We start from the raw sequence: 21338 nt of genomic DNA, 5'->3' as shown, positions 1-21338 counted from the left end.
GAGATGGCGATGCCATTGCGCCAGAGCCTGCGCATCGGCGGATACGTCCTGCGCAACAAGCTCCGCGGCCGCACCCGGTTCCCGCTGATCGTCGAGCTGGAGCCGCTGTACGCGTGCAACCTGGCGTGCGCGGGCTGCGGGAAGATCCAGCATCCGGCGGACGTGCTGAAGCAGCGGATGCCGGTCGAGCAGGCCGTCGCGGCGATCCGCGAGTGCGGGGCGCCGATGGTGTCGATCGCGGGCGGCGAGCCGCTGATGCATCCGCAGATCGGGGAGCTGGTCGCCGAGCTGATCAGGATGAAGCGGTACGTGTTCCTGTGCACGAACGCGGCGCTGATCCCGAAGAAGATCGATCAGTTCGAGCCGTCCCGGTACTTCGCGTGGGCGGTGCACATCGACGGGCTGCGGGAGCGGCACGACGCGTCCGTCTGCAAGGAGGGCGTGTTCGACCAGGCGGTGGACGCGATCAGGCTGTGCCAGGAGCGCGGGTTCCGGGTCACGACGAACACGACGGTGTTCAACACCGACACCCCGCAGACGGTGATCGACGTCCTCGACTATCTCAACGACGACCTGCGCGTCGACCAGATGATGATCTCGCCCGCGTACGCGTACGAGAAGGCGCCCGACCAGGAGCACTTCCTCGGCGTGCAGGAGACGCGGGAGCTGTTCCGCAAGGCGTTCGCGGGCGGGCGGCGGCGCCGCTGGCGGTTCAACCACTCGCCGCTGTTCCTGGACTTCCTCGAAGGGAAGGCCGACTTCCCGTGCACGGCGTGGGCGATCCCGTCGTACTCGCTGAAGGGCTGGCAGCGCCCCTGCTACCTGATGGACGACGGCTACACCGCCACCTACCAGGAGCTCCTCGACACGACCGACTGGGACGCCTACGGGCGCGGGCGCGACGACCGCTGCGCGAACTGCATGGCGCACTGCGGCTACGAGCCGACCGCCGTGTTCGCGACGATGGGCTCGCTCAAGGAGTCGCTGCGCGCCGTCCGCAGCATCTGATCATTCCGAGCCGTCGAGCGAAGCTCGTCCGTTGAATGGTGGTGGGTGGGGGCTGGCGGACGGTCCTGCCTGGAGCTCGTCGATGACGTCGCGGACGGCGTCCATCAGCACGTCGGCGTCGTCCACCAGGCCGGGGTCGAGGGAGAGGCCGAAGCACAGCTCGCGGTCGACGCCGAGCCCGGCGATCGCGAACGCCGTGCCGGGCGCGATCGGGACGATCGGGTACACGGCGGTGAGCGGGGCCCCGGCGAGCCGCAGCGTCTTGTCGGGGCCGGGGAGGCTCGACACGGTGCCCTGGAGGAACCGTCCGCTGTAGGCCATCCGCGCGAACCGGGCGTGCAGCGGGACGGGCATGAGCCGTCCGGCCTGCCACATCACGGTCCACGCGGCCTGCGCCCGCGTCCCGGACCGCAGCACCCGGCTGCGCTTGGCGATCAGCGCGAGCCGGTCGGTCTCGGACATCTTCCCGATCGGCAGGTCGACCATGACGGCGGTGGTGTGGTTGCCGACCATCGCGCTGCCCGGCGGCCGCATCATCAGCGGGACGGCGACGCGGCAGGTGCCGGGGCGCCCGTCCTCCTCGCTGACGACGCGGTTCAGCGCGCCCGCGACCGCGCACAGCACGACGTCGGTGACCCGCGAGCCGTGGCGGCGGCCCACGTCCCGGACGGTCGCCAGCGGAAGGTGCATGGTGCTGAACCGGCGTTCGGACGTGCCGGTGGCGGGCAGCCGGTCGATTCCCTTGTGGGGGGACGCCCCCCCACGCCCCCCGGAACGACCTTTGGGCGCGACGTCCACGGCGAGCTGGGCGAGCCCGACCACGGTGGCGAGCGCCTCGCGGAACGGCCTGCGCGGGAGCCGGCCGGTGAACGGTTCGGGCGGCGGGTCCATCAGGTGGACGGCCTGCGCGACGATGCCGACGCCGTCGGCGACGACGTGGTGCATCAGGAACACGACGACGGTCCGGCCGGGTCCGGCGCCCTTCAGCACGACCATGCGCCACGGCGGCCGGTCGAGCGGCAGCGGCCGCGACTGGAGCTCGGCGACGGCGGCGCGCACGCCGGCCATGCCGTCGACGCGCCGCTCGGTGACGTGCCATTCCCAGTCGACCGGCCAGTGGTCGCGCCAGACGGGGCGGCGCCAGCGGCCCCGCCGGACCAGCCGCTGCCGGAACCGGGGCAGCCCGCCGAGCCGCTCGCCGATCACGCGGACGAGGTCCTCGCGGCCGACGTCCTTCCGGGACGTGTCCAGCATGATCACGCCGCCGGGGTGCTGCGGGGCCTCGGGCGTCTCCACCGCGAGGAAGAACGTGTCGGGGCCCTGGGCCTGCGCGTGCGCCGGGCGGGCGATGCGCTCGGCGACGAACACGGCGCCGAAGACGTAGGGGACGGCGATGATCGCGTCCAGGATGAAGTGGTTCGCGGTGGCCAGGATGACGTACAGGGTGACGAGGACGTGGACGGCGTTCAGCACCTGCACCCAGCGCCTGGCGTTCACGCGGGCCAGCTCGACGCCGACCCAGAGCGTCCAGCCCATGTGCAGGGACGGCACGGCGGCGAACTTGTCGGCGTGCTCGACCAGCGGCGACCCCCACGACCCCCAGGTGCGGCCCTGCAGCACGGTGTCGACGAACCCGAGGTCGGGCATGAGCCGCGGCGGCATGACGGGATACAGCGCGAACGTGGCGAGGCCGCCGAGGTTGAGGAGGATGAAGGCGTTGCGGGCCGTCCGGTACCGCTCGGGGTGCCGGACGAACAGCCAGATCAGCAGGGCCAGCGCGCTCGCGATGTAGGTGATCGCGTACTCGTAGTTCGCCAGCACCCGCAGCACGGACTGGTTCGCGAGCCAGCCGTTGAGGCCGAGCTCGACGTCGAGGCGCAGGGCCTTCTCCAGGTTGAAGATCGCCTCGCCGTTCGCGCGGGCCGTGGCCGTCCTGCCCTCGTCGGGGAGCTTGGCGACCAGGGCGTACAGCGCGAAGAGCAGCAGCCCGATCAGCAGCTCGCGGCGGACGCGCAGGCTGGGGCCCCGCGCGTCCGGTGTGAACACCGCGTCTCTCGCGGTCACCGCTTCCTGTGTGCCCATCGTCCCCCTCATACGCCTGTTACCCACGTTTCCGGACGATCAGACGGCTCTGGGAACGATCTGGCGCGATCGGACGTCTTCGATATATCGTTGTCGTATCGCGAGAGGTCAAAGAGGTCTCTCAGAAGGTGGTGGAGAACATGGGTCACATGCACGGCCGGGGCCCCTGGGGCGACTTCCCGTTCGGTGCCCTGTTCGGCGGCGGGCACGGCCACGGCCCCTTCCCGGGTCCGTGGGGCGGGCCCCGCCCGCCATGGGCGCGCGGGCGCGGCGGGCCGTGGGGCCGGGGCGCCAAGGCGCGCAAGGGGAACGTCCGCGCGGCGATCCTCGTGCTGCTCGCCGAGGAGCCCCGCAACGGCTACCAGATCATCCAGGAGATCAACGAGCGCAGCGGCGGCGCCTGGAAGCCGTCGCCCGGCGCGGTCTACCCGGCGCTCCAGCAGCTCGCGGACGAGGGCCTGATCGCGGGCGAGGAGGCCGGCGGGCGGCGCTCGTTCCACCTGACCGACGCGGGCCGCGCCTACGTCGAGGAGCACGCCGACCGGCTGGCCGAGCCGTGGGCCGAGATGACGCCCGAGTACGGCGAGGGCGTTCCGGAGCTGTTCAAGCAGGCCGCGCAGACGGGCGCCGCGGTCATGCAGATCGTCCACTCCGGGTCGCCCGAGCAGGTCGACCGGGCCAGGGACGTCCTGTCGGACGCGCGGCGCGGCCTCTACCGCATCCTCGCCGACGACATCGATGACGACGAGGACGGCGACGACGCCGGGCCGACCGCCGCGAGCACCGGGGAGTGACCATGGCACGCCAGGATGAGATCCGGATCGGCGACGCGGAGCGCGACGCGGTGATGCTCGCCCTGCACGAGCATTTCGCCGCCGGCCGCCTCGACCGCGCTGAGCTGGACGAGCGGCTCGGCACCGTGCTGTCCGCCAAGACGCGCGGCGACCTGCGCGCGCTCGTCCGCGATCTGCCGCCGCCGACCGGGCTGCCCGAGCCGGAGAAGGCGCCCGACGTCTCCTGGCAGCAGGGGGCGGCCGTCATGTTCGGCGGGCCGGGGCACCCCATGCGGCGGCACCATCACCACATGCGGCGGCATCACCACCATCACGGGCCGCATTTCAAGGCGTTCCCGGTGATGCTCGCGGTGTTCCTGGTGCTGGCGTTCACGGTCGGGCCGGGCGCGGGGCTCCTCGCCGTCCTGCAGATCGCGCTGGCCGTGTGGGTGATCCGCGCCATCGTGCTCGCGGTCGGGATGCGCCGCAACCGCGCCTGAGCGGGCGGGGCTCAGCGCAGGCCCGCGTCGCGGGCGATGAGCCCCGCCTGGGTGCGGTTGGCGCAGCCCAGCTTGTCGAGCAGCCGGGACACGTGGCCCTTCACGGTGGCCTCGCTGAGGTGGAGGCGCCCCGCGATCTGCGCGTTGGACAGCCCCTCGCCGAGGCAGGCGAGCACCTGCGTCTCGCGCCCGGTGAGGCCGCCGAGCAGGGCCCGGGTCCGGTCGCGGCCCGCCGCGCGGGCGTCCGCCGTGCCGAGCAGCCGCATGGTCGCGGCGGCCGACATCACGGTGTGCCCGTCGGCGGCGACGCGGACGAGCTTCACCAGGTCCTCCGGCGGCGTCGACTTCAGCAGGAAGCCCGCCGCGCCCGCCCGCAGCGCCCGCAGGACGTACTCGTCGGCGTCGAACGTCGTCAGCGCGACCACGGCGGGCGGGGAGCGCAGCGCGGCGATCCGCTCGATGGCGGCGAGGCCGTCCACGCCCGGCATCTGCAGGTCCATGAGCACCACGTGCGGCCGGTACCGGACGACGGCTGCCACCCCGGCGGCCCCGTCGTGCGCCTCCCCCACCACCTCGACGTCGTCGGCCGCGCCGAGGATGGTGCGCAGGTGCGCGCACACCATCGGCTCGTCGTCCACCAGCAGGACCGTGATCACGGCTCGGCCACCGGGACGTAGGCGGGCAGGGACGCCTCGACCTGGTAGCCGTCCAGGTGCGGACCGGCGGTGAACGTCCCGCCGATCAGCTCGACGCGCTCGCGCAGCCCGGCGAGCCCCATCCCGGACCCGCTGGCCGCCAGCTCCGCGTCCGGTTCGCGCGACGCGGCCACGTTGCGGACGGTCAGCGTCACGCCGTCGGTGCGGTAGCGGACGTCCACCTGGACAGCGGCGCCCGGCGCGTGCTTGCGCGCGTTGGTCAGCGCCTCCTGGACGACCCGGTACGCGGTCCGTCCCACGGCGGGCGAGGCGGGCGGCGGGTCGCCGTGCTCGACCAGCTCGACCGGGACGCCGACCGCCGCCGACTCGGCGACCAGCGCCGACAGGTCGGGCAGCGGCCCGGCGTCGGCCGCCGGAACCGCCGCCGCGGGGTCGCGGCGCAGCAGGCCGATGACGTCGCGGAGCTCTTCGAGGGCCAGGCAGCCGGTGCCGCGCAGCTCCTCGGCGGCGTCGCGGGTCGGCTCGTCCGGCGCCCGGACGCGCAGCGCCCCCGCCTGCAGCACCATCAGCGTCACCCGGTGCGCGACGACGTCGTGCATCTCGGCGGCGAGCCGGGCGCGCTCCTCCGCGCGGGCCCGCTCGGCCAGCAGGTGCCGCTCGCGCTCGGCCCGCTCCGCCCGCTCGGTGAGCGCCTGGACGACGCGGCGGCGGGCGGCGACGTACATGCCGATCAGCGCCGCGACCGCCACGACGAACACGCTGCGGAACACCAGCGCCTCGATGCTGTCGGACTCCTGCGAGGAGAACTGCCGCATGGCCGAGCCGGGCAGCACATCGCCGAGGGCGCCGACGGGGACGAGCAGCGCGGCGACGGGCAGCGCGCGGATCCAGACCGGGCGGGCGCCGTCGCGCGGGAACGCCATCGCCGCGTACGCGGCGAGCGGCGCGGTCGGCGTCCACCACACCGGCGGCCGGAGGGAGTGGTCGGCGTCCACCCGCAGCAGCGTCCCCGGCGCGGCCTGCTCGACGGCCCACACCAGCGCGGCGAGCCCGGCGGTGAGCCACGCGACCGTCATCGGGGCGCGGCGCCGGAACGCCAGCGCCAGCGCGGGAACCAGGAACAGCGCCAGCGTGGCGCCGCCGTGCGGGCGGACGATCGTGCCTCCGTCCCCGCCCAGGCTCAGCGCGACGCCGACCGCGACGACGAGAGCGTCGGCGGCCAGGTCGCGGGACCGTCCGGGCGGGACGAGCCGCGCGAGCGCGGAACGCGGCGAGGGCAGGTGCACAGGAACACGGTACGCACCTGCACGCAGCACGCGACCCCTACGAAAGTCGCGTCCCGGAGACAGTTCGTAGGGCTCGCACACGACGACCGGCGCTGCCGGACAGCGGCCTGTCCGGGCTGGAATCGGCGGCATGATGTCCAAGCTCGTGCTCCGCGGCCTCGTCGCGCACCGTGCCCGCCTGCTGCTGTCGACGGTCGCGGTGGTGGCCGGGGTCGCGTTCGTCGCCGGAACGCTGATCTTCTCCGCCACGCTGGACCGCTCGTTCGACCGCGCCTTCGACGATCTGGGCCGCGGCACGGACGTCGTCGTCCGGACGGACCGGGCGTTCGAGCCCGGCCTCGGCGAGCGGGCGGCGGAGCGTCCCGTCCCGGCGCCGGTGCTGGCGGCCGTCCAGAAGGTGGACGGTGTGGAGAAGGCGCACGGGGTCGTCACCGGGTTCGCCGCCGTCGTCGACCGGCAAGGGAAGATCGTCGGGGCGGAGCCGCAGCAGGGTGTGGCGTGGGACGGCGACCCCGACCTGTCGCTCCCCCGCCTCACGTCCGGGGCGCCGCCCGCCGCGCCGGACGAGATCGCCGTCGACGTCACGACCGCCGCCGAGGCCGGGTACCGCGTCGGCGACCGGGTCACGGTGGCGCTCACGTCGGGCACGCGCGCGTTCCGGCTGACCGGCCTGTTCGAGGTCGGCGACTCGGCGCTGAGCGACCAGCTCTCGATGACGGCGTTCGCGCCGGGCACCGCGCAGCGACTTCTCTCCGACCATCCCGGCACCTATGCGCGGATCGTCGTGCACGGGGACGACGGCGTCCCGCAGGAGCGGCTCCGGGACGCGGTCGCGGCGGCGCTCCCGCCCGGCGTGGAGGCGATCACCGGGCGGGAGGCCATCGACGAGCAGGCCGCCTCGTTCAAGGACGTCCTCACGATCCTGCGGACGTTCCTGCTGGTCTTCGCGGTGATCGCGGTGTTCGTCGGCTCGTTCATCATCTTCAACACGTTCGCGATGCTGGTGAGCGGGCGGGTGCGGGAGCTGGCGCTGCTGCGCGCGGTCGGCGCGTCGCGCGGGCAGGTGACGCGGTCGGTGCTCGGCGAGGCGGCCGGGGTCGGGCTGGCGGGCTCCACGCTGGGCCTGGCGGCGGGCGCGGGCGTCGCGGCCGGGCTGGCGCGGCTGATGACGGCCGTCGCGGGCGGCGAGGAGCTGCCGTTCGGGACGCTCGCCGTCCCGGCCTCGGCGGTGGTCGCGTCCTACGGGGTGGGGATGCTCGTGACGCTGGCCGCCGCGTTCGTCCCGGCGCGGCGCGCGTCGCGGATCCCGCCGATCGCCGCGCTCCGCGAAGGGAAGGCCGAGCCGCGCCCGCTGCGGGGCCGGGCGGTGTACGGCACCGAGGCGCTCGCGGTGGGCGGCGCCCTGATCGCGGCCGGTCTGGCGACGGACGGGTCGACGGCCCTGACCCTCGCCGGGACGGGCGCGATGGCGCTCTTCGTGGGGGTGGTCGTGGTGTCGCCGGTCGCCGGGCGTCCGGTGATCCGGGCGCTGTCCTGGCCGTTCGCCCGGTTCGGCGGGAACCCCGGCCGGATGGGCGGGCGGAACGCGCTGCGCGATCCCCGGCAGACGGCGGCGACCGCGTCCGCGCTGACGATCGGGCTCGCGCTGATCGCGACGGTGTCGGTGGTCGTCCAGTCGATGGCGTCGTCGGTGGACCGGCAGCTCGACGCGGGCCTCACCGCCGACTACCAGGTCACCGGCCGCAGCCAGATCACGCCGGTGGCGGCGGAGGCGGCGGGCGCGGTGGCGGGCGTGGACGGCGTGCGGTCGGCGATCCCGATCCGGACGGCGCGGTTGGAGCTGGACGGCTCCGTCCGGACGGCCGCGGCGGGCGAGCCGGGCGAGCTGCTCGGCCATTTCCGCCTGCCGCTCCAGCAGGGGACGCCGTCCGTGCGCGGGGACACCTTGCTCGTCGGCCGCGGCGTCGCGGCGGCGCAGGGCTGGACGGTCGGCACCACGATCGACGGCCGCTACCAGGACGGGACGCGCCGCACGTTCCGCATCGCGGGGATCTACGCCGACCGGCCGTCCGTGACGCCGTCCGCCCCGTCCATGATCATCGATTGGGCGAGCTACCGGAAGCGCGACCCGGACGCGCCCATCGACCGCATCGAGGTCAACGTCACGCCGGCGGGCGCGGGCGCCGGCAGGGCCGCGCTGGAGGCGGCGCTCGGCCCGTGGCCCAACCTGGAGCTGAAGGACCGCGCCCAGGTGAAGGACGAGGCCGCCGGGGACATCGGCATGTTCCTCAACCTCATCCTCGGCCTGCTGGTGCTGTCGGTCCTGGTGGCGGCGCTCGGCATCGTCAACACGCTCGCGCTCGCCGTCACCGAGCGGACGCGGGAGATCGGCCTGCTCCGCGCGGTCGGCATGCAGCGCCGCCAGGTCCGCCGGATGATCCGGTACGAGGCGGTCGTGGTGTCGCTGTTCGGCGCGGCGGCCGGGGTCGGGACGGGCGTCGTCCTCGGGATCGTCCTGCAGCGCGTGATGGCGGACGGGGACGGCGGCATGGAGGTCCTCGCGATCCCGTACGGGCGGCTGGCGGTGTGCGTCGCCGCGGCGGCCGTGATCGGCGTCGTCGCCGCCGTGTGGCCCGCGCGCCGCGCCGCCCGCATGAACGTCCTGGAGGCGATCGCCACGGAGTAGGGGCTCAGGCGGCCATCCGGGTGCAGCGGTCGGGGACGGCGTCGTGCAGCGCGCCCAGGGCCCGGACGATCAGCGGATGGCCGCGGCTCCCCCGCCGCACGCACGTCAGCACCCGCCGCTTCGGGACGCCGTCGCCCGTCAGCGGGACCCGCACGACCGGCTGGTCGGACGGCCCGCCCGCCAGCCTCGGGACGAGCGACACCCCGAGCCCGTTGGCGACCAGCGCCCAGATCACCGACCAGGTGGTGGCGTGGTGGGAGATGCGGGGCGTGAACCCGGCGGCGGCGCAGTACGCCATGACCTGCTGGTGGTGGGCGCAGGCTTCGGGATGGACGCTGATCCACGCCTCGCCGGCCGCGTCCTCCAGGGAGACCCCGGGCCGGAGCGCGAGCGGGTGCCCGCCGGGGACGATCAGGTCGAGCGCCTCCTCCAGCAGCGGCTCCCGGTCGAAGCGCGGGTCGCCGGGCGGCGGCGCGTCCGGGGTGGGCTCGATGACGGCGATGTCGGTCTCGCCGGCGGCGAGCAGACCCATCGCCTCGTCGGTGTCGCACTCGCGGATCTCGACGGCGAGGCCGGGATCCTCGCGCAGCAGCGCGCCCGCGGCCGGGGCGATCAGCCCGCCGACCGCCGTCGTGAACCCGCACATGCGCAGCGGACCCGCGACCCCGGCGCGGTGCGACTCCAGGTCGGCGAGCGTCTCCTCCCACCTGGCGAGCAGCCCGTCGGCGTGCTCGATCAGCAGGTGCGCGGCCGGGGTCAGCCTCACCTTGCGGCCCTGCGGCTCCAGCAGCGGCACCTTCAGCTCCCGCGCCAGCTCGCGCAGGTGGTGCGAGACCGCCGAGGGGGTGAGGTGCATCGCCTCCGCCGCCGAGGTGACCGTCCCGAACTGGTGGACGAGCCGGAGCATGTGCAGCCGCCGCAGATCAATCATGAAACCATGTTGCACGATCCAGTGCGGAAATCTGAAATGGACGGCAACGTTCGGCCGTTGCAGACTGGTGGCATGGATCAGCGGAACACCACCCTCTCCCGGCATCTGACCAGCGACGGCATCGTCGTCTGGACCCGCTGCGCGTGCGGCCGGCTCCGGATGGACCTCGTCCCGACCGGCGGCGGGCGGGGCCTCGTCGCCGGTCCCTGCCCGCACTGCGCACGCGTCAGCGACCCTCCAGGGTGACCTCGTAGTGGAGGGTCCGGTAGCGCTTCACCTTGTGGAACAGCGGCACCGCGATCCCTTGCAGGAAGGGGTACTTGCGGGCCAGCAGCTTGCGGATCGGCCGCGCGTCCTCCACCGTCAGCAGCCGGGCGCGCCCGCGCACCGCCGGGCCGGTGACCGTCCCCTTGGCGGTGCTCGGCGCGATCTCGATCTCGGGGTTGCGGGCCAGCCGCTTCGCCTTGAACGCCTTGTCGTAGGTGCGGAAGTAGGCGTGGTCGCCGCGCACGACGACGCTGACGGGCGTGCCGACCGGCGTGCCGTCCTTGCGGTAGGACGTCAGCCGGACGGTCCGCTGCTTCTTCAGGCTCTCAAGAGTCGGTGCATCGTTCATACCCAGGAGACGGGACGGCGGCGTCCGGACGTGACATCAGCCGGAGCGCAGCGCCGCGGCTTCGGCGGCGAGCTTGCGGATGCGGTCCCAGTCGCCGCCGCGGACGGCGTCCGGGGGCGTGAGCCAGGACCCGCCGACGCAGCCGACATTCTTTAGCGCCAGATAGTCGGCGGCGTTCCCCGGCCCGACACCGCCGGTCGGGCAGAACCGGAGCTGCGGCAACGGCCCGTGCAGCGCCTTGAGGTACGGGATCCCGCCCGCGGCCTCGGCGGGGAAGAACTTCATCGCCGTGATCCCGTCCTCCAGCAGCGCGATCGCCTCGGACGCGGTCGCGACACCCGGCAGGAACGGCAGCCCCTGCGCGGCCATCGCCGCCTGGAGCCGGGGCGTGCAGCCGGGGCTGACCAGGAACCGGGCCCCGGCCGCCGCGGACCGCTCGGCGTCCTGCGGCCGGACGACCGTCCCCGCGCCGACGACCGCGTCCGGGACCTCCGCCGCGATCCGCGTGATCGCCGCGAGCGCCGCCTCCGTGCGGAGCGTCACCTCGATCACCGGGAGCCCGCCGTCGACCAGCGCGCGGGCCAGCGGGACGGCCGCGTCCGCGTCGTCCAGCACCACGACGGGGATGACGGGCGCGAGGTCGAACAGGTCAGCGGCGATCATGCGGTCTCCCTTGTGGGCAGGCTCTGCGCGAGCCGCATCGTGGCACCGGCGAGCGCCGGGCCGGGGTGGACGATCAGCGCGGTCGGGATGCCGCGCAGGTAGTCCTCGACGGGAGGCTTCCCCTCGAAGCGGGCCCGGAACGCGCTGCCGCGGAGCACGTCCGCGATGCGCGGCAGGATCCCGCCGCCCAGGTAGACGCCGCCGCGGGCGCCGAGCGTCAGCGCGACGTTCCCGGCGAGCGATCCGAGCAGCGCGCAGAACATCAGCAGCGTCTCGTGGCAGCGCGGGTCGTCGCGGCGCTCGGTGATCTCCCTGGCGGTGAGGTCCCCGGCGGGCTCGCCGTCGATCTCGGCCAGGTACCGGTGGATGCGGGTCAGGCCGCCGCCGGACAGCAGGTACTCGGCGTTCGCCACGCCGCGCTCGGCGCGCAGCAACCGCGCGACCTCCAGCTCGCGGCCGGTCGCGGCGGGGAGGTCGACCTGGCCGCCCTCCCCGGGCAGCGGCACCCACCCGGACGGCGTGGGGACGAGCCCCGCGACGCCGAGCCCCGTGCCCGGGCCGACGACGGCGAGGGGCGCGACCTCAGCCGTGGTGACGTCGCCGATGGATATGAGGTCGTCCGCGCCGAGGCGCGGGAGGGCGAGGGCGAGCGCCTCGAAGTCGTTGATGATCTCCAGGTGGGGCAGGCCGAGGTGCACGCGCACCGCCTCGGGGGTGCCCTTCGGCCAGCCCGCGTTCGTCAGGTGGTACGTCCCGCCCGCGACCGGCCCCGCCACCGCCAGGCACGCGGCGGACGGACGCACGTCCGGCGCGAACTCGGCGAGATAGGCCGCGGCCGCCTCGGCGAGGCCGGCATGGTCGCGGGTCGGGAGGGACTCCACGCGGGACGGGGCGCCGTCCGGCCCGTCCACCAGGGCGAACCGCGCGTTGGTGCCGCCGATGTCCCCGACGAGCCACGGCCCGGCGCCGCCGCTCACGCGAAGACTCCCGCGCCGCGCTCGGCCGGGCCGACGGCGGCGCGGAACGCCCCGAACAGCTCGCGTCCCGTCCCCCAGGTCTCGTCGGGCGGCCCGGCGGCGGGTTCGCGGCCCTGGAACTCGTCATCGGGGACGAGGACCTCCAGCACCCCGGCGTCCGCGTCGAGCCGGACGACGTCGCCGTCGCGGACGCGGGCGAGCGGCCCGCCCGCCGCCGCCTCGGGCGACACGTGGATCGCGGCGGGCACCGCCCCGGACGCGCCCGACATGCGCCCGTCCGTGACGAGTGCCACGCGGTGCCCCCGGTCCTGGAGGACGGACAGCGGCGGGGTCAGCCCGTGCAGCTCGGGCATCCCGTTGGCGCGCGGCCCCTGGTTGCGGACGACCGCGACCACGTCCCGGTCGAGCTCCCCGGCGGCGAACGCGTCCTGGAACCCTTCCTGCGAGTCGAACACGCGGGCGGGGGCCTCGATCGTCCGGTGCCCGGGACGCACCGCCGACACCTTGATCACCGCCCGGCCCAGGTTGCCGCGCACGGTGCGCAGGCCGCCGTGCGCGTCGAACGGCTCGGCCACGGGACGCAGCACGCCCGTGTCGCCCGACACGGGAACGGTCTCCCGCCATTCGACCCGGCCGCCCTCGACCTCCGGAACCTTCCGGTACTCGGCCAGGGAGCCGCCGCCGACCGTCCTCGCATCCTCGTGGAGGAGACCCGCGTCGATCAGCTCGCCGATGAGGAACGCGGTGCCGCCCGCCGCGTGGAAGTGGTTCACGTCGGCGGTCCCGTTCGGGTAGAGGCGGGTGAGCAGCGGCGTGACCTCGGACAGCTCGTCGAAGTCGCCCCAGGTCAGCTCGATTCCGGCCACCGCCGCCATCGCGACCAGGTGCAGCGTGTGGTTCGTGGACCCGCCGGTGGCCAGCAGCGCGACGACCCCGTTGACGAACGCGCGCTCGTCCAGCAGCTCGCCGACGGGGAGGTAGCCATCGGTCAGGCCGGTGAGCTCCAGGACGCGCCGTCCCGCCGCCTCGGTCAGGGCGTCGCGCAGCTTCGTGCCCGGCGGGACGAAGCTCGCCCCCGGCAGGTGCAGGCCCATGACCTCCATCAGGAGCTGGTTGGAGTTGGCCGTCCCGTAGAAGGTGCAGGTGCCGGGCGAGTGGTAGGACGCGGCCTCGGCGGCGAGGAGCTGCTCGCGCCCGATCTCCCCGGCCGCGAACCGCTTGCGGACCTTCGCCTTCTCCCCGTTCGGCAGCCCCGACGCCATCGGCCCGGCGGGGACCAGGACCACCGGCAGGTGCCCGAACGACAGCGCCCCGATCACCAGCCCCGGGACGATCTTGTCGCACACGCCGAGCAGCAGCGCGCCGTCGAACATGTCGTGCGACAGCGCGACCGCCGTGGCCATCGCCACCACGTCCCGGCTGAACAGCGACAGCTCCATCCCGGCGCGGCCCTGCGTGATCCCGTCGCACATCGCGGGCACGCCGCCCGCGAACTGCGCCGTCCCGCCCGCCGCGCGGATCGCGGACTTCAGCAGGCCGGGGTAGTCCTTCAGCGGCTGGTGCGCGGAGAGCATGTCGTTGTACGCCGACACGATCGCGATGTTGGGGGTGACGTCGCCCCTGAGCCACAGCTTGTCCTGGACGCCGCAGGCCGCGAAGCCGTGGGCGAGGTTCGCGCAGCCCATCCCGCCGCGTACCGGCCCCTCCGTCCGGGCGTCGCGGATACGGCTCAGGTAGGCGCCGCGCGGTCCGGCGCTCCGCTCGGCGACGCGCCGGGTCACTTCCGCCAGCGCGGGATGTAGGGCCATAGGACGCTCCAGGACCAGGGGGATCTCGATCTCCAGATCGTCAAGCTACCGAGACATACGTAACCGGCACAACCCGACTTATAAAGCTGATCTTACGAAAGAGTGCATCTTGCAATAACTGGACGTACCGAAGGGCCGCGTGCTTGACTGGCCGGATGCCGATGCCGCGCCCCGGGACCCGCCCGTCCACCAGCGGGGACGTGCTCCGCCTGATCCGGGAGGACGGCGTCGCCACCCGCGCCGAGCTGGGCCGCGTCACCGGGCTGTCCCGTCCCGCCGTGGCGGCCCGCGTCGCCGCGCTGGTCTCCCGCGGCCTCGTGGTCGAGCGCGCCGACGGGCCCTCCACCGGCGGGCGCCCGCCCGCCCGGCTGGAGTTCAACGCGGCGGGCGGCACCGTCCTCGTCGCGAACCTCGGCCAGTCCCGCGGCCAGCTCGCCGTGTGCGACCTCGCGGGCACGATCCTCGCCCGCGCCGACGGCCCCCCGGCCGAGGCCTCCCCCGGCAAGACGCTCCCGCGCCTCCTCGACGAGTGGACGTCGCTGCTCGCCTCCTCCGGGCTGGACGCGTCCACCGTCCGCGGCGTCGGCCTCGGCGTCCCCGACACGGTCGAGCACGCCGCCGGACGCTGGGACGGCATCGACGTCGGCCCCCCGATCCGCGCCCGCTTCGGTGTCCCCGCCTACCTGGACAACGAGGTCAACGCCGCCGCGCTGGGCGAGCACCAGGCCCACCCGGACGTCGACGACCTGCTCTTCGTGAAGGTGTCCACCGGCATCGGCGCGGGCCTCATCAGCGGCGGCCGCATCCAGCGGGGCGCGCTCGGCGCCGCGGGCGAGATCGGGCACGTGCCCGTCCCCGCCGCCGTCGAGGCGCCGTGCCGCTGCGGCAACGTCAACTGCGTCGAAACCATCGCGGGCGGCACCGCGCTCCTCGCCCGCTCGCCCGCCACCGATCTCGCCGGCCTCGCCGCCCTCGCCCGCTCCGGCGACCCGGCCACCGTCGCGCTCCTCCGCGAGGCCGGACGCCGCATCGGCGAGGTCGTCGCCACCGCCGTCAACCTCCTCAACCCCGCAGTCGTCGTCCTCGGCGGCGACCTCGCCGGCGCGGACGCGCCCCTCATCGCGGGCCTGCGCGAGGCCGTCTACCAGCGCTCCACCGCGTTCGCCACCCGGAGCCTGCGCATCGAGCCGAGCCGCCTGGGCGAGCAGGCGGGCCTCAAGGGCTGCGCCGCCATGGTCCTGGACCGCATCCTCGCCCCCGAGGTGATCGACGCGCCCCGGACGCTCTAGCGGCTGTCGCGTCTCGCCTGCCGCCTGGCGCCCTTCGCCCGGGTCGCGGCGTGCCTCCGGTTCAGCGCCGGGTCGGCGCTGGTCGGCCTGCGGCGGCGCGTCGTCTGGGACGACTTCGTCGTCGCCTCCGGAACCCCGCCCCTCGGCGGGGCGGGCGTATCGGGCCGGGCCGCCGCGATCCGCTCCGCCTTGAGCGCGGACGCGCTGCGCCGCGCCGCCCGCGCCAGGTACCAGCTCACGCGGGCGAGCGCGTCCTCGAACACCTCCGCCTTCTGCGCGTTCCGGACGTTCTTCGGACGCGCCTTCCCCCGTCCCCCGTACTTCTCGACCCGCGCGCTCGCGGTGCGCCGGTACAGCTTGCTGTACTTGTCGCGGGCGCGCCTGATCCTCGTGTGCAGATCGACGAGCCCGTCCTCCTCCATGCCGGCGAGTTCCCCGCTCCCGGTCTCCCGGACGAGGGCCTTCTCGTCCTCGTTCAGCGAGTTGAGCAGCCCCTTCATCAGCCCCTCCAGGCGTCCGTGACCTCCATCGAGCGTCGCACGCGCACCCCCAAAAGAGGGCACGAGAACACCCCAAGAAACCACAATCCGGACAGGCTCCCGATCAGGCCGCCTCGTGAGGCGCACCGGCCCGGCGGTGGCGGCGGCGCGCGGCCAGCGCCCGGCCGATCGGGACGGTCCCGGCGGCCAGCGCGACGATCGCGCCCGGCAGCAGGAAGCCGAAGCGCAGCCCGATCGAGGCGTGCGCGTCCACGCCGGACCGGCCGTCCATCCGCATCACGACCACGGACCAGGCGCCGCCGGTCTTGTCCCACGTGACGGTGCGCGTCCCGGCCCCCGCCGAGCTGGCGACCCAGAACCGCTGCCGCGACGGCGGCGCGGCGGCCCGGTCCGCGCCCGGCAGCCGGCGGAACACCGGCTTGAACGGGCTGAGCTCGGCGGACACGAACTCGTCCCGCGACACCCCGCGCAGGTAGCGCTCGACCTCCGCCTTGGGCCCGATCCCCATGAACAGCGGGACGCGGGGGTCCCCCGGCCGCACGACGATCTTCACCTCGGCGAGCTCCCCCAGGTCGGGCATGGGGTCCCCGGCGCGCGCCGTCTCGGACCCGACCTCGATCTCGTCGGTCTTGAGCGCGACGGCCGTGGTCCCGAAGCGCTGTTCCGGCGTCGCGAAGGCGCCGCCCGAGGACGCCTGCAGGGCCGCCCCGGCGGCGAGCCCGCCCCCGGTGAGCAGCAGCGGACCCGAGGTGAGGGTGACGGCGAGCGCACGTCTCATGATCGCTCCTTTTTAGTACGGCTGTGTTATCAAGGCGAATGTAACACAGCTGTGCTATAAAAGTCGCCATGCCGAAGGTGGTGGATCCGGCCAGGCGCCGGCAGGACGTGGTCGCGGCGGTGTGGCGGGTGGTCCGGCGGGACGGCCTGGACCGCGCGTCGGTCCGCAACGTCGCGAAGGAGGCGGGCCTGTCGGCCGGCTCGCTCCGGCACTACTTCGCGACCCAGCCCGAGCTGCTCGCCTTCACGCTCCGGACGATCATCGAGCGGATCGAGCGGCGGATCGCCGCCGTCCCGTCCACGGACGGCGATCCCCGCGAGCGCGCCGCCCGCGTCCTGGACGAGCTCCTCCCCATGGACGCCGAGCGCGCCGCCGAGAACCACGTCTGGCTGGCCTTCACCGCCCGCGCGCTGGTCGATCCCGACCTGCGCGCCCTCTGCGAGGAGGCTCACGCCACCCTGCGCTCCGGCTGCCTGGCACTGGCCCGCTCCCTGGCCCCGGAATCGGACACCGAACTAGAAGCCGACCGCCTCCACGCCCTGGTCGACGGCCTGGCCGTCCACGCGGCCCTGCACCACGAGACCACGACCCCGGAACGAATGCGCGCCGCGATACAGGCCCACCTCGACGACCTGTACCACCGGAACGGCTCCTCACAGAACGGCTGATGCGCCTTCGATGGGCCGCTCGGCCATGTCAGGGCGTCCGGATCACCGGCCGGTCAATCGCCGCCGCGGCAGAAGCACGAGGCGTTGATCTCGGTGTCGGCGTGGGACGCGGCCACGTCCAGGCGGGCCTGGACGGACTCGGCCTCCGCACACCTGCCCAGCCGGTGAAGGCACTCCGCGTAACCGTGGAGGCTCCAGATGTTGTCCGGGTGCCGGGCCGCCCGGTGCGCCGTGTCGGCCAGCCCCAGATCGGCGCGGTACACCTCCGCCGCCTCCTCGACGTGGCCCTGTTCCAGCAGCAGCGCACCCAAGGCGTGCCGGGGCGGCTGCATCCAGCCCCAGGGCTCGTCGTAGGGAAGCCCGTCATAGCGGGACACCGCCGTCCGGAGGTGGGCGAAGGCCCTGGCGTGCTCGCCCCTGCGGTACTCGATCTCGCCCCTCAGCATCTCGTCCGCGATGCCGAGGATGTCGACGTACCGATTGTTGAAGAACCGGCGGGACTCGGGGACCCGCGAGAACGCCGCCTCGAACAAACCACGTTCGGCGTCGGCCTCGGGCAGGTTCCCGAGGACGGCGTGCGCCACCCCCTTCGCATAATGGGAGGTCGCGGTCGTCACCAGGTAGAGATCGGGGTCGTCCGGGAGGGGCTCGTCGAGGATCTCCCGCCACCTGCCGAACCTCACGAGCACGTGCGCCTTCATGAGGACGAACCCCTCCAGCCAGTCGGCCATCGGCGGCTCGGCCTCGCGGAGCAGCGGTTCGGGAATGGCGTCGGCCATCTCGTCCGCGGCCTCCAGGGCCGGACGGTACCGGCCGAGGAACATCGCCGCATAAATCTTGAAATGGAAATCGTGGCAGCGCGAAAGTGTATAGAAGTTGAACGCCCCTGCCCGCTCCACGTATTTGCGGTCGGCCTCGATGGCCCGTTCATTGGCGGCGAGCGCGGCCTGGTAGCGGCCGAGCTGGACGTCGATGTGCGAAGCCATGTGCAAGAAGTGACCCGCGTCGGTCTCCGCCGCACGCAACGCATCCGCCGACGGCAGGGCGCGTCCGGGCTCCGGTGACATTTCCAGGGCATGGACGTGCAGATGCAGAATGCCCTGATGCGGTGACTCCCCGCGGCCCTCCGCCCGCCGCAACGCGCGTTCGAGCACCTCGATCACCTCGGTGGTGTCGGCGCCCGGCGCGGGTTCGCCGCTCTCCAGATCCCAGAGCCGCCACGGCGTCCGGTTCATCATCGCTTCGGCGAAGAGGGCCGCGACATCGGCGTCGTCCGGGAACCGCGCGTAGACCTTCCGCATGGACGCGGCGTACGCGTCCTCCCAGTCCTGCTCCGGTAGCCGGGCCTCGGGGTAGCGGCTCCGCAGCGCCTCGATCAGGGCACTTTCAAGGGGCGTGACAGAGGCCCTCAACTCAAGCGCGGACGCGATCGCCCGGCGCGCGTCCGCCAGGCTCTCCCCGGCCTCCTCCGGGGTGAAATCGTCCCACGGCTTGTTGTAGTAGGGGCCCGACGCGTAGGCGATTCCCCAGTGCGCCATGGCACAACCCGGATCGTGCTCCACGGCCTTCTCAAAACACAGAAGGGCCTCTTCATGGTTGAACGCATAGCGCCAGATCAAACCCCGGTCGAACCATATCTGCGCGTCCGGCGAGACGGTCGTCACCGGAAACGTATGCGACCCGAGCTCGTAATAACCGTCCATTCCCCAAGTATAGGCCGGTCAGCCCTCGATGTTCTTGAAGGTCCTCTGCTTCGTGGACCCGCCCGGGAAGACGACGATGAGATGATGCTCCGCCGGCATTTCCGGCGCGACCGTCTCGGCGGCACCGCGCCCACGGACATGGACACGAACCCTGTAGGACCCCGGACCCTCGACGGTGATCGGCGGCGGTTCGTCGGCCACCAGGACCGGACCGATGTCCGGTTTCCCGTCCTTGCTGACGAAGCCGACTTCGGCGACACGATCCCATCCCTTCAGCGCGAGCGGTGGAGCCTTCCGGTACGACCGGATGGTCAGGCACACGTCCCCTTCCGTTCCCGTGAGCACCGTGACCAGCCCGTCCACCGCCGCGACCAGCCCGTCGTCCTGCGCCCTGTCGAACGCGACGCCGCCGTCTCCGGACCCGATGGAGTAGCCGCGCGTCTCGTCGCCGGAAATGACGTCCGTGAACCGCCTGACCGGGCGCGGCCCCCGCGGGACGCTCCGCGCGCAATACTCCGCCGCCTTGATGCGATGGCGACGATAATCCCACCCGGCTTCCAAAGCGGAACGCCTCAGCTCGCTCAGCAGCACGGCAGCCCTATCCGGGCACAAATATGCAAATTGCTCGCCCGTTACATAGACCTCGAGTTCCGCTTCCAAGCCGACACCCTGGATAACGGCCGCGCAGTCCACCTGACCTTCACTCAGGGAGCCTTGGAGGCCATAGCCCTGACGTCCATTGGCCGATGAGCCAGCGATCGAACACGGATCAAGGCATCGCTTGACCTCAAGCAAAGTTGAGGTTAGAGGCTGGACCCCTGACGACGAGGGGACTGGACATGCGAGTGATCGAAGTGAAGGAGTTCGGCGGGCCCGTGGTCCTGGAGGTGCGCGAGGCGGCCGACCCTGTTCCCGGTCCCGGCGAGGTCGTGATCGCTGTGGCCGCCGCGGACACCCTGTTCGTGGAGACCCGTATCCGCGCAGGTGAGGCCAAGGCGTTCTTCGACACGAGGCCGCCGTACATACCCGGTGGCGGCGGAGCTGGAGAGGTGATCGCCGCCGGTACGGACGTCGACCCGGCCTGGGTCGGCCGCCACGCGATCGCGTCCGTCGCCAACGGCGGCTACGCCGATCAGGTGGCGGCGCCCCTGGAGAACGTCCTCCCCTTGCCGGACGGCCTCGGCCCCAAGGACGCCGCGGCGCTCCTGCACGACGGCGTGACCGCGCTCCGCATTTTCGAGGGCACCGAGGTCAAGGCCGGGGACACGGTTCTGGTGGTGGGCGCGACCGGCGGGATGGGCGTCCTGCTCGTCCAGCTCGCGCACGCGCAAGGCGCCCGGGTAGTGGCGGCGGCACGCGGCGCCCGAAAGCTGGAGCTGGCCCGTGAGCTTGGCGCGGACGTCGTCCTCAACTACTCAGAGCCCGATTGGACGGCCGAGATTCTCGGAAAGGCCGACGTCGTCTTCGACGGCGTCGGCGACAGGATCGGCCTCGCGGCCTTCGCCGCCACCCGCGACGGCGGCACGTTCTCCGCCCACGGCTCCACCTTGGGCGGCTTCACTGCCGTCGACCCACCGGAAGCCGAACGCAGAGGCATCACTTTGCGCGGCATCCAAGACGTACAGATCAGCAAGCCCGAACGCCTCCGCCTCCTAGCCGACGCCCTGGAGAAGGCCGCCGAAGGAGTATTCAAGCCCGTCATAGGCCAGACATTCCCATTGGAACGCGCCGCCGACGCCCATAAAGCCATCGAAGACCGAACCGTCTTCGCCAAAACCCTCCTTCTCCCCTAGGGAATTGTTCGCGCTTCGTCGCATGACTGAGCAGCAGAGAGCTGGTGTGCATATTTTCGGACACACCATATGAGACAGATCATTTCACCCTTTACACCTTCAGTCGCAGCATATGTGGATGATCCGGTCAAACCTTGTCTCCTTGACGGCGAGGTGAACCCTTGCTCGAGTTCTTCGAGCGAGAAGTGGCTCCACGCCCTGCCCCGGCGGTTTGATCTATCGTTCGTAAATGCCATCCGTCCGTCCAGGCCGAGGGAGGCTGAGAACCCTCACGCTCAGCCTCGTCATCATCGTGGCCGTCAGCCTCGTCGGCGCTTCCCCATGGGCCCTGCGTGCGTTCGGCGGATCTACCACCCGATGGGAGCGGTTGAGCTTCATCGGCCAGACCTACGGTGCCGCATCAGCGCTTCTGGCGGCCTTCGCCCTGGTCGGCATCGCCGCCACCTTGATCTTCCAGGCGCGAGACACGAAGGTCGCGCGCGAGGAGGCCCGGCGCATCGCGATAGCCGAGCTGCTCAAGATGGCCATGGACGACCCAGACCTCGATGAGGCGTGGGGTCCGGTGCCGGAGGGGGAGAGCCGCAGGTCACGGCGTCAGCTCATGTACATCAACATGATCGT

Annotated in this window: 20 protein-coding genes and 1 pseudogene; 9 read left to right on the top strand and 12 right to left on the bottom strand. The window is 73.0% G+C overall.

The features are described from left to right. Positions 1-3 precede the first annotated feature (3 nt). Positions 4-1008 carry an adenosyl-hopene transferase HpnH gene (hpnH, locus tag E1264_RS05760; RefSeq protein ID WP_132170300.1) on the top strand — a complete coding sequence of 335 codons (1005 nt, stop codon included), beginning with the start codon at positions 4-6 and terminating at the stop codon, positions 1006-1008. On the opposite strand, the gene E1264_RS05755 is transcribed toward hpnH, so the two are convergent. Then, positions 1009-3090: a phosphatase PAP2 family protein gene (locus E1264_RS05755; RefSeq protein ID WP_165964024.1), complete on the bottom strand. Its 2082-nt coding sequence runs from the start codon at positions 3088-3090 to the stop codon at positions 1009-1011. A 140-nt stretch (positions 3091-3230) separates the two neighbouring features. Between E1264_RS05755 and E1264_RS05750 the strand changes: the two genes are divergently transcribed. Together E1264_RS05750 and E1264_RS05745 are read left to right on the top strand one after the other, a co-directional pair. Then, the gene (locus tag E1264_RS05750) at positions 3231-3884 is read left to right on the top strand and encodes a PadR family transcriptional regulator (RefSeq protein WP_132170296.1); all 654 of its coding nucleotides are present in this window, start codon (positions 3231-3233) and stop codon (positions 3882-3884) included. A gap of 2 nt (positions 3885-3886) precedes the next feature. Continuing rightward, positions 3887-4363 carry a DUF1707 domain-containing protein gene (locus E1264_RS05745; protein WP_132170294.1) on the top strand — a complete coding sequence of 159 codons (477 nt, stop codon included), beginning with the start codon at positions 3887-3889 and terminating at the stop codon, positions 4361-4363. A gap of 11 nt (positions 4364-4374) precedes the next feature. On the opposite strand, the gene E1264_RS05740 is transcribed toward E1264_RS05745, so the two are convergent. Next, positions 4375-5019: a response regulator transcription factor gene (locus E1264_RS05740; RefSeq protein ID WP_132170292.1), complete on the bottom strand. Its 645-nt coding sequence runs from the start codon at positions 5017-5019 to the stop codon at positions 4375-4377. Beyond that, the gene (locus E1264_RS05735; protein WP_207935734.1) at positions 5016-6305 is read right to left on the bottom strand and encodes a sensor histidine kinase; all 1290 of its coding nucleotides are present in this window, start codon (positions 6303-6305) and stop codon (positions 5016-5018) included. Before E1264_RS05735 ends, E1264_RS05740 begins: the two co-directional genes overlap by 4 nt. Positions 6306-6435: 130 nt before the next feature. Here E1264_RS05735 and E1264_RS05730 point away from each other — a divergent pair, with 130 nt between their 5' ends. Beyond that, on the top strand, positions 6436-8991 hold the full coding sequence (locus tag E1264_RS05730) for an ABC transporter permease (protein WP_132170288.1): 2556 nt from the start codon (positions 6436-6438) through the stop codon (positions 8989-8991). A gap of 4 nt (positions 8992-8995) precedes the next feature. Here E1264_RS05730 and E1264_RS05725 read toward each other — a convergent pair whose 3' ends face one another. Beyond that, positions 8996-9922 (bottom strand): LysR family transcriptional regulator, encoded by a 927-nt coding sequence (locus tag E1264_RS05725; RefSeq protein WP_243710770.1) that lies wholly within the window; start codon positions 9920-9922, stop codon positions 8996-8998. Positions 9923-9994: 72 nt separating this feature from the next. Between E1264_RS05725 and E1264_RS43140 the strand changes: the two genes are divergently transcribed. Then, complete coding sequence (locus E1264_RS43140) at positions 9995-10168, top strand: hypothetical protein (RefSeq protein ID WP_165964023.1); 174 nt, start codon at positions 9995-9997, stop codon at positions 10166-10168. On the opposite strand, the gene E1264_RS05720 is transcribed toward E1264_RS43140, so the two are convergent. From E1264_RS05720 to edd, 4 genes are read right to left on the bottom strand one after another with little or no spacing between them, the layout of a single operon-like run. Continuing rightward, positions 10149-10538, bottom strand: coding sequence for a PPOX class F420-dependent oxidoreductase (locus E1264_RS05720; RefSeq protein WP_132170286.1), 390 nt, complete (start codon positions 10536-10538; stop codon positions 10149-10151). The genes E1264_RS43140 and E1264_RS05720 overlap by 20 nt on opposite strands. A gap of 36 nt (positions 10539-10574) precedes the next feature. Further along, on the bottom strand, positions 10575-11201 hold the full coding sequence (gene eda, locus E1264_RS05715) for a bifunctional 4-hydroxy-2-oxoglutarate aldolase/2-dehydro-3-deoxy-phosphogluconate aldolase (protein ID WP_132170284.1): 627 nt from the start codon (positions 11199-11201) through the stop codon (positions 10575-10577). Further along, positions 11198-12178: a glucokinase gene (gene glk, locus E1264_RS05710; protein WP_132170282.1), complete on the bottom strand. Its 981-nt coding sequence runs from the start codon at positions 12176-12178 to the stop codon at positions 11198-11200. Before glk ends, eda begins: the two co-directional genes overlap by 4 nt. After that, positions 12175-13986 carry a phosphogluconate dehydratase gene (gene edd / locus E1264_RS05705; RefSeq protein ID WP_132170280.1) on the bottom strand — a complete coding sequence of 604 codons (1812 nt, stop codon included), beginning with the start codon at positions 13984-13986 and terminating at the stop codon, positions 12175-12177. The genes glk and edd overlap by 4 nt, the downstream gene beginning before the upstream one ends. Positions 13987-14147: 161 nt before the next feature. Between edd and E1264_RS05700 the strand changes: the two genes are divergently transcribed. After that, positions 14148-15275, top strand: coding sequence for an ROK family protein (locus E1264_RS05700; RefSeq protein WP_132170322.1), 1128 nt, complete (start codon positions 14148-14150; stop codon positions 15273-15275). Here E1264_RS05700 and E1264_RS05695 read toward each other — a convergent pair. Together E1264_RS05695 and E1264_RS05690 are read right to left on the bottom strand one after the other, a co-directional pair. Beyond that, positions 15272-15775 carry a hypothetical protein gene (locus tag E1264_RS05695; RefSeq protein ID WP_132170278.1) on the bottom strand — a complete coding sequence of 168 codons (504 nt, stop codon included), beginning with the start codon at positions 15773-15775 and terminating at the stop codon, positions 15272-15274. The genes E1264_RS05700 and E1264_RS05695 overlap by 4 nt on opposite strands. A gap of 103 nt (positions 15776-15878) precedes the next feature. Then, entirely contained in the window at positions 15879-16553 is a 675-nt protein-coding gene (locus tag E1264_RS05690) for a hypothetical protein (protein WP_132170276.1), read from the bottom strand. A 68-nt stretch (positions 16554-16621) separates the two neighbouring features. Between E1264_RS05690 and E1264_RS05685 the strand changes: the two genes are divergently transcribed. Continuing rightward, positions 16622-17221 carry a TetR/AcrR family transcriptional regulator gene (locus tag E1264_RS05685; RefSeq protein WP_132170274.1) on the top strand — a complete coding sequence of 200 codons (600 nt, stop codon included), beginning with the start codon at positions 16622-16624 and terminating at the stop codon, positions 17219-17221. Positions 17222-17274: 53 nt separating this feature from the next. On the opposite strand, the gene E1264_RS05680 is transcribed toward E1264_RS05685, so the two are convergent. Together E1264_RS05680 and E1264_RS05675 are read right to left on the bottom strand one after the other, a co-directional pair. Beyond that, complete coding sequence (locus E1264_RS05680) at positions 17275-18759, bottom strand: hypothetical protein (RefSeq protein ID WP_243710769.1); 1485 nt, start codon at positions 18757-18759, stop codon at positions 17275-17277. A gap of 183 nt (positions 18760-18942) precedes the next feature. Then, positions 18943-19584 carry a hypothetical protein gene (locus E1264_RS05675; protein WP_132170270.1) on the bottom strand — a complete coding sequence of 214 codons (642 nt, stop codon included), beginning with the start codon at positions 19582-19584 and terminating at the stop codon, positions 18943-18945. A gap of 179 nt (positions 19585-19763) precedes the next feature. On the opposite strand from E1264_RS05675, the gene E1264_RS05670 reads away from it, so the two are divergent. Together E1264_RS05670 and E1264_RS45150 are read left to right on the top strand one after the other, a co-directional pair. Further along, positions 19764-20717: a zinc-binding dehydrogenase gene (locus E1264_RS05670; RefSeq protein WP_132170268.1), complete on the top strand. Its 954-nt coding sequence runs from the start codon at positions 19764-19766 to the stop codon at positions 20715-20717. Positions 20718-20946: 229 nt separating this feature from the next. Then, positions 20947-21327: pseudogene (locus E1264_RS45150) on the top strand (DUF6082 family protein); the annotation flags it as partial. Positions 21328-21338 lie beyond the last annotated feature (11 nt).

Origin of the sequence: Actinomadura sp. KC216 (genome assembly GCF_004348535.1) — a bacterium.
GTDB lineage: Bacteria > Actinomycetota > Actinomycetes > Streptosporangiales > Streptosporangiaceae > Spirillospora.
Note: the sequence above shows the minus strand (reverse complement) of the source record. Positions and strands in the feature narration are given on the sequence as shown.